This window comes from Corynebacterium sp. p3-SID1194 (assembly GCF_025144155.1).
Lineage (GTDB): Bacteria > Actinomycetota > Actinomycetes > Mycobacteriales > Mycobacteriaceae > Corynebacterium.
The window spans coordinates 169,489-184,702 of the sequence record NZ_JALXWY010000001.1 but is presented as its reverse complement, the minus strand read 5'-3'; the positions used below and the strand labels follow the sequence as shown (position 1 = coordinate 184,702).

The following is a 15,214-nucleotide window of genomic DNA, read 5'->3' as shown; positions in this document are numbered from 1 at the left end:
TCACCCCTACTAGACCAAGCGGTATAGAATTGCCGTCATGTCTCGTCTGCTCTTCCTTTCCCTGCGCGACGGCGCGATCGGCACTGATGTGTCGATGGCCGAATACAACGACGTCCTAGGCGCGACGGGTCTCATGCCTGAGCAGCTTGAGCGCCGCATGATCCCGGACGTGCACACCCCGCTCGGCAGCCTCGAAGGCTTCAGCGGCATCATCGTCGGCGGCAGCTCACTGAATATCACCAACGCGGAGTGGTCCCCGTGGCAGCGCCACATCGACGAGATTCTCGGAGAGGTCGTCGCCGGACCACTCCCCGTCTTCTTTGTCTGTTTCGGTCTGAGCTGGCTCACGCACCACCTGGGTGGCTCCGTTGCGCACACGCACCCTGAGGCGGCGGGGCCGACCGTTGTGAAGCTTCTGCCCGCTGCTGCGCAGGATCCGCTGACTGCCGGGCTGCCCGCGGAATTCACGGCGCTGACTGGGCACACTGAAAACGCCGAATCGCTTTCGGCTGAGCTCGAATTGCTCGCCAGCGGCCCGACGTGTCCTGTACAGATTGTCCGCTACGGCGACCATGTGTGGGCCACCCAATTCCACGCGGAGATGGACCATGGGGCGATGAAAGCCCGCATGGATTTCTTCTACGACTACGGGTACTTCCCCGCCGAGGAATACGACACGATCGTCGCCTCACTTCCCGGCGTGGACACCACGTACTCGAACGAGTTATTGCGTCGTTTCACCGCGCACTGCGGCCTGAACTAAGCCTCGCTGGCGGGCGTGTCGCCGTCCTCGAAATCGAACGGGTTCGGCTCGAGGCCACCGCGATCGACAGCCTCCACGATCACCTGCGCGACGAGCTCACGCGACGTCGTCGACTCCGCGTTGCGCAGCTCGGTGAGTACACTGAGCCCCTTCGCCGGTTCATCTGTCAGACGCGTCGGGCCCAGGATCGTGTACGGCAGCTCCGAAGCGAGCAGACGCTTGTCGACGGCCTTCTTCGACTCCACATACGCGTACCACGATCCGCCGTCGTCCTCCGTGGTCGCCTCGGAGGCACCTGCGTAGGAGACCATGATGAAGTGCGGCGCGAACTCGCCGAGTTCCTCGAGGGCGTCCACGGCCTTCAGGGCTGCGTCGCGGTCCACTGCGTATGTGCGTTCTGCGCTGCCGCCGCCGGCTCCGGCGGACCACACGACGGTGTCGAAGGGAGTTATCAGGCGCGCCCACCCCTCTTCGTCCAAGGCGGTGAGGTCTTGGATGATCACGGCTGCGCCGGCGTCGATAAGCGCCTGCGCGTGGTCCGGATTGCGCACGAGCGCTACGACCTTGTGCCCCGATTCGGTAAGCAGCGGAACCGTGTGCTTGGACACGTTGCCGCCCGCGCCGAGGACGAGGACGAACTTGCTTGCTTCTTGCGTGTTTTCTTCAGTGCTCATATCGCCCACCGTAGCCCTGAATCCCGAACGCTGTCATCACCCAAGCGCGCCGTAGGATAGGACGCATGTACGCCATCATCACCACCACCGGGCCGGACCGCGTCGGCATTATCGCCGGCGTCTCGCAGGCCGTTGCCGATCATCAGCTCAACATCGTCGACGTCTCCCAGACCATCATGGACGACTTCTTCACCATGATTCTGCGTGCGGAGCTGCCGACCGACGACTTCGATCTCGCGGGCCTCCAGGACACGATGGCCGAGCTCGGTAAGACCCTCGGCGTGGATATCCGCGTCCAGTCCGAAGCGTTGTTCACCGCCATGAACGAGGTCTAAGCGGCGATGGCGAACCAACTCAATTTCAAAGCCGCCAGCATCGTCGACGTCATCTCGATGATCGAGGACTACCGCCTCGACATCCGCACCGTCACCATGGGCATCTCGCTCATCGGATGCACGCGGGCCACGATGGAGGCAACCGCGGAGGCCGTCTACGACCGCGTGACCACGCGCGCCGCCCGTCTCGTGGAAGTCTGCGAGGGAATCGAGCACGAACTCGGTATCCCGATCGTGAATAAGCGCGTCTCCGTCTCCCCGATCTCACTCGTCGCTGCTGGTGTGGACGGAAATCCCGCCGACATTGCCCGCGCCCTCGACCGCGCTGCGACCGAGCTGGGCGTGAACTTCATCGGCGGCTACTCCGCCCTCGTGGAAAAGGGCGCGACCGAGGCTGATTCGCGCCTCATCCACTCGATTCCGGAAGCACTGTCCGAGACGAGCTTCGTCTGCGGTTCCGTCAACGTCGCGTCGTCGCGCGCAGGCATCAACATGGATGCGGTGAAGACGATGGGCGAGGTGATCAAGGATGCGGCTGCCCGCACGGCCGACGAGTCCTCTATCGCATGCGCCAAGCTTGTTGTCTTCGCCAACGCCGTCGGCGACAACCCGTTCATGGCAGGAGCATTCCACGGCATCGAGGAACCCGACACTGTCGTGTCGGTGGGTGTCTCGGGCCCGGGCGTGGTGGACCGCGCCATCACACCCCTTGCCGGGAAGAGCCTCAACGAAGTCGCCGAAGAAATCAAGAAGGCCACATTCAAGATCACGCGCGCCGGTCAGCTCGTCGGCAACCTCGCTGCGGAACGGCTCGGCGTGCCTTTCGGCATCGTCGATCTCTCCCTCGCCCCCACCGCGGAGGTCGGCGATTCCGTTGCCCACATCCTCGAGCACATGGGCCTTGGCCAAGTGGGCACGCACGGCACGACAGCCGCGCTCGCATTGCTTAACGACGCCGTCAAGAAAGGCGGCATGATGGCCTGCTCCCGCGTCGGCGGTCTCTCCGGCTCCTTCATCCCGGTCTCCGAGGACCAGGGCATGATCGATGCCGTCCGTTCCGGCGCCATTTCACTGGACAAGCTCGAGGCGATGACATCGATCTGCTCCGTCGGCTTCGACATGGTGGCCATCCCCGGCGACACCTCTGCCGCGTCCATCGCGGGCATGATCGCCGACGAAGCCGCTATCGGTGTGATGAACCACAAGACCACCGCCGCCCGCCTCATTCCTGTGCCGGGCACAAAGCCCGGCGATGAGGTGAACTTCGGTGGTCTTCTCGGATACGCCCCGGTCATTCCGGTTAGCGAAGTGTACAACGCGCCATTCATCGAGCGCGGCGGATTCATTCCCGCGCCGGTCCACGGCTTCCGCAATTAGCGCGGCGCGGGGAGAACCTGACTAGTTCTTCTTGCCGTCACGCTTCTTGCCGACGGTGAAGTAGCTCGCCCAGCCGAGCGTGTTCACCGCGCCGATGAAGGTGGTCCAGAACCACTTCGGGCCGCGCAGGTTCTTCGTGTCGGTGCGCGCGAGATCCCACAACGCGATGCCCTTCGCGACAGTATCGATCGCGCCGAACACACCGGCTATGGTCTTCTCTTCCTTGCTGAGGGACTTCCAGGCTTCAAGTACTGAATCAATCGGGTTCATGTCCCTCATCTTATTCTTATTTAGGCGAGCGCGACGATCTCCATGTACTCGTCGCTCCAGATGTCCTCATCGCCCTCCGGCATGATGATCACGCGCTCCGGTTCAAGGGCACGGACCGCCCCAGGGTCGTGGGTGACGAGGACGACGGCACCGGTGTAGGTCTTCAAGGCATCGAGGACCTGCTCGCGGGATTGGGGGTCGAGGTTGTTGGTGGGCTCGTCGAGAAGCAGCACGTTGGCTCGGGAGGAGACGAGCGTGGCCAGAGCGAGTCGTGTCTTCTCACCACCGGAGAGTGTTCCGGCGGGTTGTTCCAGCTTGTCGCCGGAGAACATGAACGCGCCGAGCAGGCCGCGCAAGTCCTGCTGGCCGGCGTCAGGGCACGCCTCGATCGTGTTCTCCCACACGGTTTTGTCGCCGTCAATCGTGTCGTGCTCCTGCGCGAAATAGCCGATCTTGAGGCCGTGGCCGCTGACGAGGCCACCCTCACCGTCGGTGCGCTCCACCCCGGCAAGAAGCTTCAGCAGGGTCGTCTTGCCTGCGCCGTTGGTGCCCAACACGACCACGCGCGAACCCTTGTCGATCGCGAGATCCACGCCGGCAAAGACCTCGAGTGAGCCGTACATCTTGGTCAGACCTTTGCCGAATAGCGGGGTCTTACCGCACGGCGCGGGCTCCGGGAAGCTAATCGACGCCACCTTGTCCGCCACCCGGACCTCGTCCAGCTCGTTCATCATGCGGTCGGCGCGGGCGAGCATCTGCTTGGCAGCCGCTGCCTTGGTGGCCTTGGCACCGAGTTTGGCGGCCTGCTTCTGCAAGGCGGAGGCCTTCTTCTCCGCGTTGGCGCGCTCGCGGCGGCGGCGCGCCTCGTCTTCGGCGCGAGCATCCTTGTACTTGGAAAAACCCATGTTGTACACGTCGGCTTCGCCACGGACAGCGTCGAGGAACCAGACCTTATTGCACACCTGGTCCAGCAACTCGACGTCGTGGGAAATCATGATGAGCCCGCCCTCGTGCTTGGACAAGAAATCGCGCAGCCACGTGATGGAATCAGCGTCGAGGTGGTTGGTGGGCTCGTCGAGAAGCAACGTCGTCGTGGACTTACCCGCACCATCGTTGGCGGCGAAGAGAATTTGCGCGAGCTCAACGCGACGACGCTGGCCGCCGGAGAGCGTTTTGAGCTGCTGGTCGAGGATGCGGTCCGGCAGACCCAGGTTGTCACAAATCTGGGCTGCTTCGGCATCTGCCTCGTAGCCACCGAGAGCTTGGAAGCGCTCCTCGAGACGGGAGTATTTCGAGATCGCGGCGTCGCGCTTGGCCCCGTCTTCGACCTCCATGATCTCCTGCTGGCGTTCCATAGAGGAGCGGAGCTGGTCGAGCCCGCGGGCCGAGAGCACACGGTCGCGCGCAGTCTGCTCAATATTTCCCTCGCGGGAATCCTGCGGCAGGTAGCCGATCTCACCGGAGCGTGTCACCGACCCGCCGTACGGCTCGGTCTCCCCCGACAGGATGCGCATCGTGGTCGTCTTGCCGGCACCGTTGCGGCCGACAAGCCCGATGCGGTCGCCGGGCTGCACGCGTAGGTGCTGGCCGGGCGCGTTGAGCAGGGTACGCGCGCCGACGCGGACTTCAAGGTCGTTGGTGACAATCACAAGCGGTCAGTGTACCGCTGCCGTCAAAACGGGATACTTAGACCGCGAAGCCGAGGGCGCGCAGCTGCTCGCGGCCTTCCTCGGTGATCATGTGCGGGCCCCACGGCGGCATCCAGACCCAGTTCAGGGTGATCGCGTCGACGGCGCCGGAGCCGACTGCGGCCTGCTCGGCCTGCTCCTCGATGACGTCGGTCAGAGGGCATGCCGGAGAGGTCAGCGTCATGTTGATCACGGCGCGTTTCTTGTCGGCTTCCTCCTCGATCCAGATGTCGTAGACGAGGCCGAGATCGACGACGTTGATGCCGAGCTCCGGGTCAATCACGTCGTGGAGGTATTCAGCGACGTCAGCGGCGAGCTGGATCTGCTCTTCGGTCTGCTCGGGGCGCTCGCCCGGACCGTCGAAACTCGAGCTGGAGGTGTCTGCTTCATTCGGGGTGGTCATTATCCGGTCACTCCTTGTTCTGATTGTTTTCAAGCTCGGTAATCGCGTCGCAGGTGGCGGCCTGGAAGGCCTTCCAACCGAGCAGCGCGCACTTGACGCGGGCGGGGAATTTGGCCACGCCGGAGAAGGCGATTCCGTCGCCGATCAGGCCAGCGTCGCCCTCCTTCTCACCCTTGGAGGTGATCATCTCTTCAAAAGCGTCGAGCTTCTTCATCGCCTCAGCAACCGGCAGGCCGATCACTTCCTCGGTGAGCACGCTTGTCGACGCCTGCGAGATCGAGCACCCCTCCGCCTCATACGAGATGTCCTCGACAGTGTTGCCGTCCTCGGACAAGTGCACCCGGAGGGTGAGCTCATCACCGCAGGACGGGTTGACGTGGTGCACCTCGGCCTCGTACGGGTCACGCAGGCCCGCGTTCTGCGGGTTCTTGTAGTGGTCGAGGATGACCTCTTGGTACATGGACTCTAGGTTCATACTCTTCTTTCTACCTTGGCTTTCTGCCGTCTAACAGTTCTGGTGTCTTACACGTGCAACGGGATTAGGCGCCGAAGAATTCCTGGGCGGCGCGGATGCCGTCGATAAGCGCGTCGATTTCTTCTGTGGTGTTGTACAGGTAGAAGCTCGCGCGGGCGGTGGACTGCGCGTCGAGGCCGCGGTGTGCGGGCCATGCGCAGTGGTGACCGACGCGGATGCACACGCCCTTGGAGTCCAGCACTTGGCCGAGGTCGTGCGGGTGAATGCCGTCAACGACGAACGAGATCGCGCCGCCGCGGGACTCCGCAATCTCAGGGCCGATGATGCGCAGGCCGTCGATCTCCTGCATACGCTCGAGCGCGTAGGCGGTCAGCTTGTGCTCGTGCGCGGCGATCTTGTCCATGCCGATCTCGCCCAGGAACTCCACGGCCGCACCGAGTCCGACGACCTGGCTGGTCATCTGGGTGCCTGCCTCGAAACGCTGCGGTGCGGGGGCGAAGGTAGAGCCTTCCATCTTCACCACTTCGATCATGGAACCACCGGTGAGGAAAGGCGGGAGCGCGTCGAGAAGCGAGCCCTTGCCGTACACGACGCCGACGCCGGACGGTCCGCACATCTTGTGGCCGGAGAACGCCGCGAAATCGACGTCGAGCGCGTGGAAGTCGACCGGCTGGTGCGGCACGGACTGGCACGCGTCGAGGACGGTGAGCGCGCCGACGGCCTTCGCGCGACGGACCATCTCTGGGACGTCTGCGATCGCACCCGTGACGTTCGACTGCTGCGTGAAGGCGACGACCTTGACTGTCTCGTCGAGCTCCAGCGAGTCGAGGTCGATGCGACCATCGTCGGTCATGGCGTACCACTTCAGCGTCGCACCGGTGCGGCGGGCGAGCTCCTGCCACGGAACGAGGTTCGCGTGGTGCTCCAGCTCCGTGATCACGATGGTGTCGCCTTCGCGGACCTGGAGGTCGCCGGCGCGGTCGTCGCCAAGCGTGTAGGCGACGAGATTGAGCGCCTCGGTGGCGTTTTTAGTGAACGCGATCTCATGCCCCTCGGCGCCCACGAAACGGGCGATCGACTCGCGCGCGGATTCGTAGGCGTCGGTCGCTTCCTCCGCGAGCTGGTATGCGCCACGGTGGACGGGCGCGAAGGTGTTCAGCACGAATTCTTCCTCCGCGCGCCACACGCGCTCCGGTCGCTGCGATGTCGCACCGGAGTCGAGGTACACCAAAGGCGTGTCCTCGCGCACGGTGCGGGAAAGGATCGGAAACTCCGCGCGGATCGCATCAAGGTTCAATGTTCCGTCGGTGTTCACGTACTGGGTCATGAGCTCGGTTCTGTCTCGTTGGTGGATTGGGGGGAAGAAAAACGGCCGGCGTATTGGTGAGGCCGGCCGTTTCGGAAGGGTTTAGACGAATGCGTCGTAGCCCTCAGCCTCGAGCTTCTCAGCCAGCTCGAAGCCACCGGAGTGCTTGATCACGCCATCAGCGAAGATGTGCACGTGATCCGGCTTCACGTAGTTCAGGATGCGCTGGTAGTGGGTGATCATGAGGATGCCGCCCTCGGTCTCGTCCTGGTAGCGGTTGATGCCCTCGGAGACGATGCGCAGCGCGTCGACGTCGAGGCCGGAGTCGGTCTCGTCCATGACAGCGAACTTCGGCTTCATCAGGGACAGCTGCATGACCTCGTGGCGCTTCTTCTCGCCGCCGGAGAAGCCCTCGTTGACCGCGCGCTCGCTGAACGACGGGTCGATCTTCAGGTCGTCGCGGGCCTGGTTCAGCTCCTGGACCCACTCACGCAGCTTCGGTGCCTCGCCGCGGACGGCGGTGACAGCGGAGCGCATGAAGTTGGACGAGGACACGCCCGGGACCTCGACCGGGTACTGCATGGCCAAAAAGAGGCCGGCACGCGCGCGCTCGTCGACTTCCATCTCGAGAATGTTCTCGCCGTCGAGCAGGACCTCGCCCTCGGTCACCTCGTAGGAGGGGTGACCGGACAGGGTGTAGGCCAGCGTGGACTTGCCGGAGCCGTTCGGGCCCATGATGGCGTGGGTCTCGCCGGAGTTGATGGTCAGGTTGACGCCCTTGAGGATCGGGGTGGGATCCTGGCCTTCCTCGAGCGGGAGGACCGAGGCGTGGAGGTTCTTGATTTCCAGGGTAGACATAGAACTCTTTTCTCTTTCGTTTTAAAAGGGTGTTGCCTTGGCCGTGGCCTTACAGGTTGACCTGCTCGAGCTCGCCGGAGACACGATTGATCAGCTCGTCGCGCACGGACTCGACCGGGATGCGGTTGAGCACCTCGTTGAAGAAGCCGCGGACGATGAGGCGGCGTGCCTCGCCGTCGGGAATGCCGCGGGACTTGAGGTAGAACAGCTGCTCCTCGTCGAAGCGGCCGACGGTGGCGGCGTGGCCAGCACCCGGGATGTCGCCGGTCTCGATCTCGAGGTTCGGGATCGCGTCTGCGCGGGCACCATCGGTGAGCACGATATTGCGGTTGGCTTCGTAGGTCTCCGTGCCGGAGGCGTTGGAGCGGATCAGCACGTCGCCGACCCAGCAGGTACGCGCGTCGGGAAGCTTGGAGTCCTTGTCGCCCTGGAGCGCACCCTTGTAGAGCACGTTGGAGCGGCAGTACGGGTGGTTGTGGTCCACCAGCAGGCGGTTCTCGATGTACTGGCCGTCGTCGGCGTAGTACACACCGGTCAGCTCGACATCGCCGCCGGAACCGGCGTACTTCACGCGCGGGGTGTTGCGGACGACTTCGCCGCCGAAGGTGGCGACGGTGTGGCGCAGCACAGCGTCGCGGCCCACCACGATGCTCTGGGCACCGACGTGGACGGCGTCATTTTCCCACTCCTCGTCGACGATGACGTTGACGTGAGCGTTATCGCCGATCACGAAATTGACGTTGTCAGCGTGGGTGCCGGAGCCTTCGTACTGGACGATGACGGTGGCGCGGGCGTTCTCCCCTGCCTCGACGTGGACGCCGGCGAAGGTGGTGTTGTCCAGCCCTGCACCGGTGGTGGTGATGACCACGGGCTCAGCCAGATCGGCATTCGCCGGGATCGACACCACGGTCACGTGCGGCATGGAGGACCATGCCTGCGCGGCGATGCGGTCGGTGGGGGCGGTGACGGCCTTCAGGCGTTCGTCGTCACGCGAAACCTCTTCAACCGTGACCTCGGAAGACGACTGGACTTCCACTTTCGCCTCCGTTTGCGGAGCGAATTTGCCGTTGTGCAGCCCACGCAGACGGCGCAGGGACACGAAGCGCCAGACCTCGTCGCGGCCCTGCGGGACCTCGAAGTCGTTGACGTCGTAGGAGGCGAACAGGTCGCCCTTATTGTCGTGGAAGGTCGCGTTACCCACGCGCTCCTTCTTAGCTACGGTCTCGGTCAATTAACCCACCGATCCTTCCATCTGCAGTTCAATGAGGCGGTTGAGCTCGAGCGCGTACTCCATCGGGAGCTCCTTCGCGATCGGCTCGATGAAGCCGCGGACGATCATCGCCATCGCGTCTTCTTCGGAGATGCCGCGGGACATGAGGTAGAACAGCTGCTCCTCGCTCACCTTCGACACCTTCGCCTCGTGGCCCAGGGTCACGTGGTCGTTGCGGATGTCGTTGTACGGGTAGGTGTCCGTGCGGGAAATATTGTCCACCAGGAGTGCGTCACACTCGATATTGGAGGTGGAGTTCTTCGCGTTGGCGTTGATCTGCACCAGGCCGCGGTAAGCGGCGCGGCCGCCGTTGCGGGAGACCGACTTGGACACGATGTTGGAGGAGGTGTTCGGCGCCATGTGGACGACCTTCGCACCGGTGTCCTGGGTCTGACCTTCGCCACAGAACTGGGCGGAGAGAACCTCGCCGCGGGCGTTCGGGCCCGTCATCCAGACAGCCGGGTACTTCATGTTCACCTTGGAGCCGATATTGCCGTCGACCCACTCCATCGTGGCGCCTTCCTCGGCGCGGGCACGCTGGGTGACCAGGTTGTACACGTTGTTGGACCAGTTCTGGATCGTGGTGTAACGGCAGCGCGCGTTCTTCTTCACGATGATCTCCACGACTGCTGCGTGCAGCGAGTCGGACTGGTAGATCGGCGCGGTGCAACCCTCGACGTAGTGGACGTAAGCGTCCTCGTCGACGACGATGAGGGTGCGCTCGAACTGGCCCATGTTCTCGGTGTTGATGCGGAAGTAGGCCTGCAGCGGGATCTCCACGTGGACGCCCTTCGGCACGTAGATGAAGGAACCGCCGGACCAAACAGCCGCGTTCAGAGCGGAGAACTTGTTGTCGCCAGCCGGAACGACGGAACCGAAGTACTCCTTGAACAGCTCCGGGTACTCGCGCAAACCGGTGTCGGTGTCGACGAAGATGACGCCCTGCTCCTCAAGGTCCTCGCGGATCTTGTGGTAGACGACCTCGGACTCGTACTGTGCGGCGACACCAGCGACGAGGCGCTGCTTCTCAGCTTCCGGAATGCCCAGCTTGTCGTAGGTGTTCTTGATGTCTTCCGGCAGGTCTTCCCAGCTCGTCGCCTGCTTCTCAGTGGAGCGGACGAAGTACTTGATCTGGTCGAAGTCGATGCCGGACAGGTCCGGACCCCAGTTCGGCAGGGGCTTTTTGTCGTAGATGTCCAGTGCCTTCAGGCGCTGCTCGAGCATCCACTCCGGCTCATTCTTGGCCGCAGAGATCTCGCGCACGACATCTTCGTCGAGACCACGGCGAGCGGCGGAACCTGCTTCGTCGGAGTCGTGCCAGCCGTAGTTGTACGGCCCCATGGACTCAATGATCTCGTCGTCATTCATCGGCTTTTCCAGGCCGGGTGCGGGAGTCGTACTAGTCATCGTCTCCGCTCCTTTCGCATTGTTTGTCCTCCAGCTTGGTGCTCCTTGCGAGACTGATGTGCGCGGTGCACACCCCGTCACCGTTTGCGATCAGGGCCAACGGTGCGACGGTGGAACCTACCAGTTCCGCAATTAACTCGTGCTCAGCCTCACAGATTTCCGGGTATTCGGCCGCGACGGCGTGTACCGGACAGTGGTGCTGACACAGTTGCAGACCCGAGCCTACGTGGTTCGTTTCAGCGGCGTAGCCGTGGGCTGCGAATGCGTCCGCGACCTCGGTTGCGGCGTGCGCCACACCTTCCGCATCGTGGGCTTTTCGCTTATCGACGCTGCCTGCCACCCCCAACATCCGCTCCGCCCGCTTACGCGCGAGCTTCTTCACGGCTTCGCGGCCGCCGAGTTCCTCCACTTCGGCCAAGGCGGCGAGCGCGAGCTCGTCGTAGCCGTTGCCGAAGCGGTCTCGACCGCTGTCCGTGAGACGATAATGCTGGGCGGGCCGGCCGCGCGTTGGTTTGCCCGCCGGCGATTGCGCCGGGGCTTCACACGCTTCCACCAGCTCGGAATCGAGCAACTTGTCTATGTGCCGGCGTACACCGGCAGGCGAGAGACCCACTTGCTCCGCGAGGTGCGCAGCCGTGGAAGGACCGGACCGCAGCATGCAGTTCATGATGCGCATGCGGGTCTGACCTTCAGTCGACCGTTGCGCGCGTGTTCCTGCACCCGTCATGGTTTCGCGGTCCGCTCCTTTCTTCCTCTCAACCTTTAGACAACACTAGTGTGCTCTAAATTCCGGCCTACTTCAAGGTGTGTTGTGTGACCGGTGTTGCACGCTCATAGGCCCTGTGACGGGCGCTGCACTGACAGTGTCGTCTGGGCCGTTTAGTACACTGCGTGTGTGAATTCGGTGCCCCGCTCCAACGAAGCGACGAAAGCAAGCCCGGGTGGTCCCACCCGCCGAGCTTTCGGGCGCCGCAAGCATTCGCCGGTCTGGTTCATCACGCGTGAGCTACCGCGTTTCGGTCGCCCTGGTTCACGCTCCGCGGAGCTTCACGACGGGCACCCTGACACCCCCTCCCCCTCACCCACCCCCTCCATTTGGGAGCGCAACCGCTTCGAGTTGCTCCGTGTGGTCGGGCTGGTGGGCACCATCCTCATCGGTCTCGGCGGACTCGGCGGCGGCGCTTTGCCGGTGGTGGACGGGTCAGCCACCTCTTTCACTTCGCTCCCATTGGGGGCGTTGATGGGGAGGATGATGTTGGCGTCGTCAAGCGTGGTGCTTGTGGGCGTTGCCTTTCTCGTTCTCGCGTGGCTGCTGATGGGCCCGTTTGTCGGCGCGGGCGGCGGCGCACCGCGCGTGAGCGTCGCTGTCCTCCTCCGCACGTTCGGCGCGTGGGTGCTGCCGCTGATCTTCACGGCGCCTTTGTTCACGCAGGACATTTACTCGTACCTGGCGCAGGGCGCGATCGTCGCGGACGGCATGGACCCGTATTCCGCAGGACCCGTGGAACTACTGGGGCAGGAACACCCGCTCGCGCGCAGCGTGCCGTTCATCTGGGCTGAATCGCCGTCGCCGTACGGCCCGGTGGCGCTCGGCATTTCGTCGGTGATCGCGCAGATCACTGGGTCGTCGATCTTCTGGGGCGTCATCTGTCACCGCCTGTTATCGCTGCTCGGCGTAGCTGCGGCCGCGTGGGCGATCGTTGCTCTCGCGCGGCGCTGCGACGTCAACCCTGCTGCCGCGGTGTGGCTCGGCGTGCTGAACCCGCTGGTGATCCTGCACTTGATCGGTGGCATCCACAACGAGGCGATCATGATGGGAATCCTCCTGGTCGGTCTTGAACTCGGACTCCGCGGTGTCGACAAGATCGGCGGCCCAGGCTGGTCTGGATGGGCGTTGCTGATCGGCTCCGGCGTGCTGATCAGCTGCGCCGGCATGGTGAAAGTGACCGGCTTTTTGGCGCTCGGTTTCGTCGGGATGGCGCTCGCCCGGCGCTGGGGCGGCGCGCGCGGCATTGCCGGGGCGGTGCTTGTCCAGTCTGCAATCATGGTCGCTTCTATTGCTCTCGCGACCGTGGTCACCCGCATCGGCCTCGGCTGGGTCACCGGGCAAGGTGGCGCCGCCACGATCCGCAGCTGGCTGTCCATGACCACTGATATCGGCGTGATCTCCGCGTTCATCGGCCAACTGCTCGGGCTTGGCGACCACTCTGAAGCCACACTCGTCATCACCCGCACCGCCGGCCTTCTCATCGCCGTCGGATTCATCGTCCGCATGCTGTGGGCCACCTACAGGGGCACGGTTCACCCCGTTGGGGGGCTCGGCGTGGCCACTCTCGTTTTGGTGCTCCTCTTCCCCGTCGTGCATCCGTGGTACCCGCTGTGGGGCATCATGCCGCTCGCCGGCTGGGCCAACCGCACCTTCTTCCGCGCAGGTACCGCCGCCTACTCCGCACTTTTCAGCTTCGTCGTGCTTCCCCGTGGCCTCGCGTTGCCGCCCGATGCCGTGGCGACGATCTACGTCAACGCGCTTCTCGCCGCCGCCGTCATTGGCGCCGGCGCGTGGGCGTGGTTAAGGGTCCGTGGACAAAAAGTTCTACACTAAACCCGATGAAATCTGCACGAGCTTCAAGCGGAACCGGCTCCGCGCCGACCCGCCATGCCGCGGGCGAGGCGCGCGATGCTGCGCTCGAGGTCCGCAACGTGGTCAAGACCTTCGGGTCCGTCACAGCCGTCGACAACATCAGTTTCACTGCCCACCGCGGTGAAGTGCTGGCTTTGCTCGGCCCGAACGGCGCCGGCAAGACCACCACGATTGAAATGTGTGAGGGCTTCACGTCCCCCACCAGCGGCTCGATTTCAGTGCTGGGCCTCGATCCGCAGCGCGACGGCGAGAAAGTGCGCGAACGCATCGGCATCATGCTCCAGGGCGGCGGGTCGTATTCGGGCATCCGCGTGAAGGAAATGCTCGAGCTCACCGCGTCGTACAACGCGGATCCGCTCGATCCGGGTTGGCTCATGGACACGCTCGGCTTGAACGAGGTCGCAACGACGACCTACCGGCGGCTTTCCGGTGGCCAACAACAGCGCTTATCGCTCGCGTTGGCGCTCATCGGGCGCCCGGAGCTTGTCTTCCTCGACGAGCCCACCGCCGGCATGGATGCGCAATCGCGCCGCGCTGTGTGGGAACTGATCGGTTCGCTGCGCCGGGACGGAGTCACGGTCATCTTGACCACGCACCTGATGGACGAAGCGGAACGACTAGCGGACTATGTGGTCATCATCGACCGCGGCCGACTCGTCGCCACCGGCACTCCGCAGGAACTCATCGACGCCGGCGACCACCCCGCCCTGCGCATCCGCACCGACGGTCCGCTCGACCTTAAGGCGATCTCCACAGAAGCATCGCTTATCGACGACTCCCCCCACACCTACCGCCTCCACTCCGCCGGCGATCCGCAGATCATCTCTGCAGTCGCCTCCGAAGCTGCCCGGCAAAATGTCCTGATCAAGGAACTCGGCGTGCACCACCGCACCCTCGAGGACGTCTTCCTTGATCTGACCGGACGTGAGCTACGAGCCTGATTCTATGACTGACACTTCTGAAACTCTCGCCCCCGGACGGTTCGACCCCGGGACCTTCACTCCCGCCCCGCAGCGCGCGAGTGCCGCCCGCATGATCGCGTCGCAGGGCCGCATCGAAGCGATCCTGCTGCTGCGCCACGGCGAACAGATCCTCGTGAACCTGCTCATCCCGGCGGCCATTCTCATCGGCGCGACCGTCGTTCCGGTGCTCGGCGACCAGACGAGCGTGGACCAGATCGTCACCATGGTCTTCTCCATCGCCGCCGCGTCGGCCGGGTTCACGGGGCAGGCGATCTCACTGGCATTCGATCGTCGATACGGCGCGTTGAAGCGCACCGGTGCCTCCGGCGTCCCGGCCTGGACGATCATCGCGGGCAAGGTGCTCGGCGTGCTCGCCACCGTCCTTGTACAGATCGTCGTCCTCAGCGGCATCGCTCTTGCGCTTGGCTGGCGCATCTCCCCCGGCGGCGCTGTGCTCGGTTTCTTTACCTTGCTCGCCGGTGTCACCGCCTTCACTGCGCTGGGCTTGCTCCTTGGCGGCACCCAATCGTCCGAAGTCGTGCTCGCCAGCGCGAACTTCATCTGGCTGGTCTTGCTGGCGGTGCTTGGCTGGGTCGTCTACGCCGAGAAACTCGGCACACCCGGCATATGGGACCTTGTACCCTCCGTCGCGCTTGCCGACGCCATGGACGGCGCCCTATCCGCCACCATCCACCCCTGGGCCTGGCTAGCCCTGATCGGGTGGGCCATCTTCGCCGTCGCGGGAACCATTCGCTGGTTCAGATTCGACGGATAGTCAGACACCA

Annotated in this window: 16 protein-coding genes; 6 read left to right on the top strand and 10 right to left on the bottom strand. The window is 64.0% G+C overall.

Going from position 1 to position 15,214, the window contains the following annotated elements:
- Positions 1-37 precede the first annotated feature (37 nt).
- On the top strand, positions 38-763 hold the full coding sequence (locus M3G19_RS00905; RefSeq protein ID WP_259899946.1) for a glutamine amidotransferase-related protein: 726 nt from the start codon (positions 38-40) through the stop codon (positions 761-763).
- Here the strand turns inward: M3G19_RS00905 and M3G19_RS00900 are convergent.
- Complete coding sequence (locus tag M3G19_RS00900) at positions 760-1,437, bottom strand: SDR family oxidoreductase (protein WP_259899945.1); 678 nt, start codon at positions 1,435-1,437, stop codon at positions 760-762. The two genes, M3G19_RS00905 and M3G19_RS00900, sit on opposite strands and share 4 nt — an antisense overlap.
- A 65-nt stretch (positions 1,438-1,502) precedes the next feature.
- On the opposite strand from M3G19_RS00900, the gene M3G19_RS00895 reads away from it, so the two are divergent.
- Both M3G19_RS00895 and M3G19_RS00890 read left to right on the top strand, forming a co-directional pair.
- On the top strand, positions 1,503-1,772 hold the full coding sequence (locus M3G19_RS00895) for an ACT domain-containing protein (RefSeq protein ID WP_210573352.1): 270 nt from the start codon (positions 1,503-1,505) through the stop codon (positions 1,770-1,772).
- A 6-nt stretch (positions 1,773-1,778) separates the two neighbouring features.
- Entirely contained in the window at positions 1,779-3,149 is a 1,371-nt protein-coding gene (locus M3G19_RS00890; RefSeq protein WP_259899944.1) for a PFL family protein, read from the top strand.
- Positions 3,150-3,170: 21 nt separating this feature from the next.
- Here M3G19_RS00890 and M3G19_RS00885 read toward each other — a convergent pair whose 3' ends face one another.
- From M3G19_RS00885 to M3G19_RS00845, 9 genes are all read right to left on the bottom strand, one after another.
- Positions 3,171-3,419: a hypothetical protein gene (locus M3G19_RS00885; RefSeq protein ID WP_259899943.1), complete on the bottom strand. Its 249-nt coding sequence runs from the start codon at positions 3,417-3,419 to the stop codon at positions 3,171-3,173.
- A 20-nt stretch (positions 3,420-3,439) separates the two neighbouring features.
- Positions 3,440-5,068, bottom strand: coding sequence for an ABC-F family ATP-binding cassette domain-containing protein (locus tag M3G19_RS00880; RefSeq protein ID WP_259899942.1), 1,629 nt, complete (start codon positions 5,066-5,068; stop codon positions 3,440-3,442).
- Between the two features lie 37 nt (positions 5,069-5,105).
- Positions 5,106-5,510 carry a metal-sulfur cluster assembly factor gene (locus M3G19_RS00875; protein WP_210573357.1) on the bottom strand — a complete coding sequence of 135 codons (405 nt, stop codon included), beginning with the start codon at positions 5,508-5,510 and terminating at the stop codon, positions 5,106-5,108.
- Between the two features lie 7 nt (positions 5,511-5,517).
- Positions 5,518-5,985: a Fe-S cluster assembly sulfur transfer protein SufU gene (sufU, locus tag M3G19_RS00870; RefSeq protein WP_259899940.1), complete on the bottom strand. Its 468-nt coding sequence runs from the start codon at positions 5,983-5,985 to the stop codon at positions 5,518-5,520.
- Positions 5,986-6,049: 64 nt separating this feature from the next.
- Positions 6,050-7,312 carry a cysteine desulfurase gene (locus M3G19_RS00865; protein WP_259899939.1) on the bottom strand — a complete coding sequence of 421 codons (1,263 nt, stop codon included), beginning with the start codon at positions 7,310-7,312 and terminating at the stop codon, positions 6,050-6,052.
- Between the two features lie 81 nt (positions 7,313-7,393).
- Positions 7,394-8,149 carry a Fe-S cluster assembly ATPase SufC gene (gene sufC / locus M3G19_RS00860; RefSeq protein ID WP_259899937.1) on the bottom strand — a complete coding sequence of 252 codons (756 nt, stop codon included), beginning with the start codon at positions 8,147-8,149 and terminating at the stop codon, positions 7,394-7,396.
- 49 nt (positions 8,150-8,198) lie between these two features.
- Complete coding sequence (gene sufD, locus M3G19_RS00855; protein WP_259899936.1) at positions 8,199-9,380, bottom strand: Fe-S cluster assembly protein SufD; 1,182 nt, start codon at positions 9,378-9,380, stop codon at positions 8,199-8,201.
- Entirely contained in the window at positions 9,381-10,826 is a 1,446-nt protein-coding gene (gene sufB, locus M3G19_RS00850) for a Fe-S cluster assembly protein SufB (RefSeq protein WP_210573362.1), read from the bottom strand.
- A complete protein-coding gene (locus tag M3G19_RS00845; protein WP_259899933.1) occupies positions 10,819-11,502 on the bottom strand; it encodes a metalloregulator ArsR/SmtB family transcription factor in 684 nt (227 codons plus the stop codon). The genes sufB and M3G19_RS00845 overlap by 8 nt, the downstream gene beginning before the upstream one ends.
- Before the next feature lie 219 nt (positions 11,503-11,721).
- Here M3G19_RS00845 and mptB point away from each other — a divergent pair, with 219 nt between their 5' ends.
- Genes mptB through M3G19_RS00830 form a run of 3 tightly spaced genes read left to right on the top strand, consistent with a single transcriptional unit; the run spans position 11,722 to position 15,204 of the window.
- The gene (gene mptB, locus M3G19_RS00840; protein WP_396121722.1) at positions 11,722-13,428 is read left to right on the top strand and encodes a polyprenol phosphomannose-dependent alpha 1,6 mannosyltransferase MptB; all 1,707 of its coding nucleotides are present in this window, start codon (positions 11,722-11,724) and stop codon (positions 13,426-13,428) included.
- A gap of 5 nt (positions 13,429-13,433) precedes the next feature.
- Positions 13,434-14,408, top strand: coding sequence for an ABC transporter ATP-binding protein (locus M3G19_RS00835; RefSeq protein WP_259899932.1), 975 nt, complete (start codon positions 13,434-13,436; stop codon positions 14,406-14,408).
- A gap of 4 nt (positions 14,409-14,412) precedes the next feature.
- A complete protein-coding gene (locus M3G19_RS00830) occupies positions 14,413-15,204 on the top strand; it encodes an ABC transporter permease (RefSeq protein ID WP_259899929.1) in 792 nt (263 codons plus the stop codon).
- Positions 15,205-15,214: the final 10 nt, after the last annotated feature.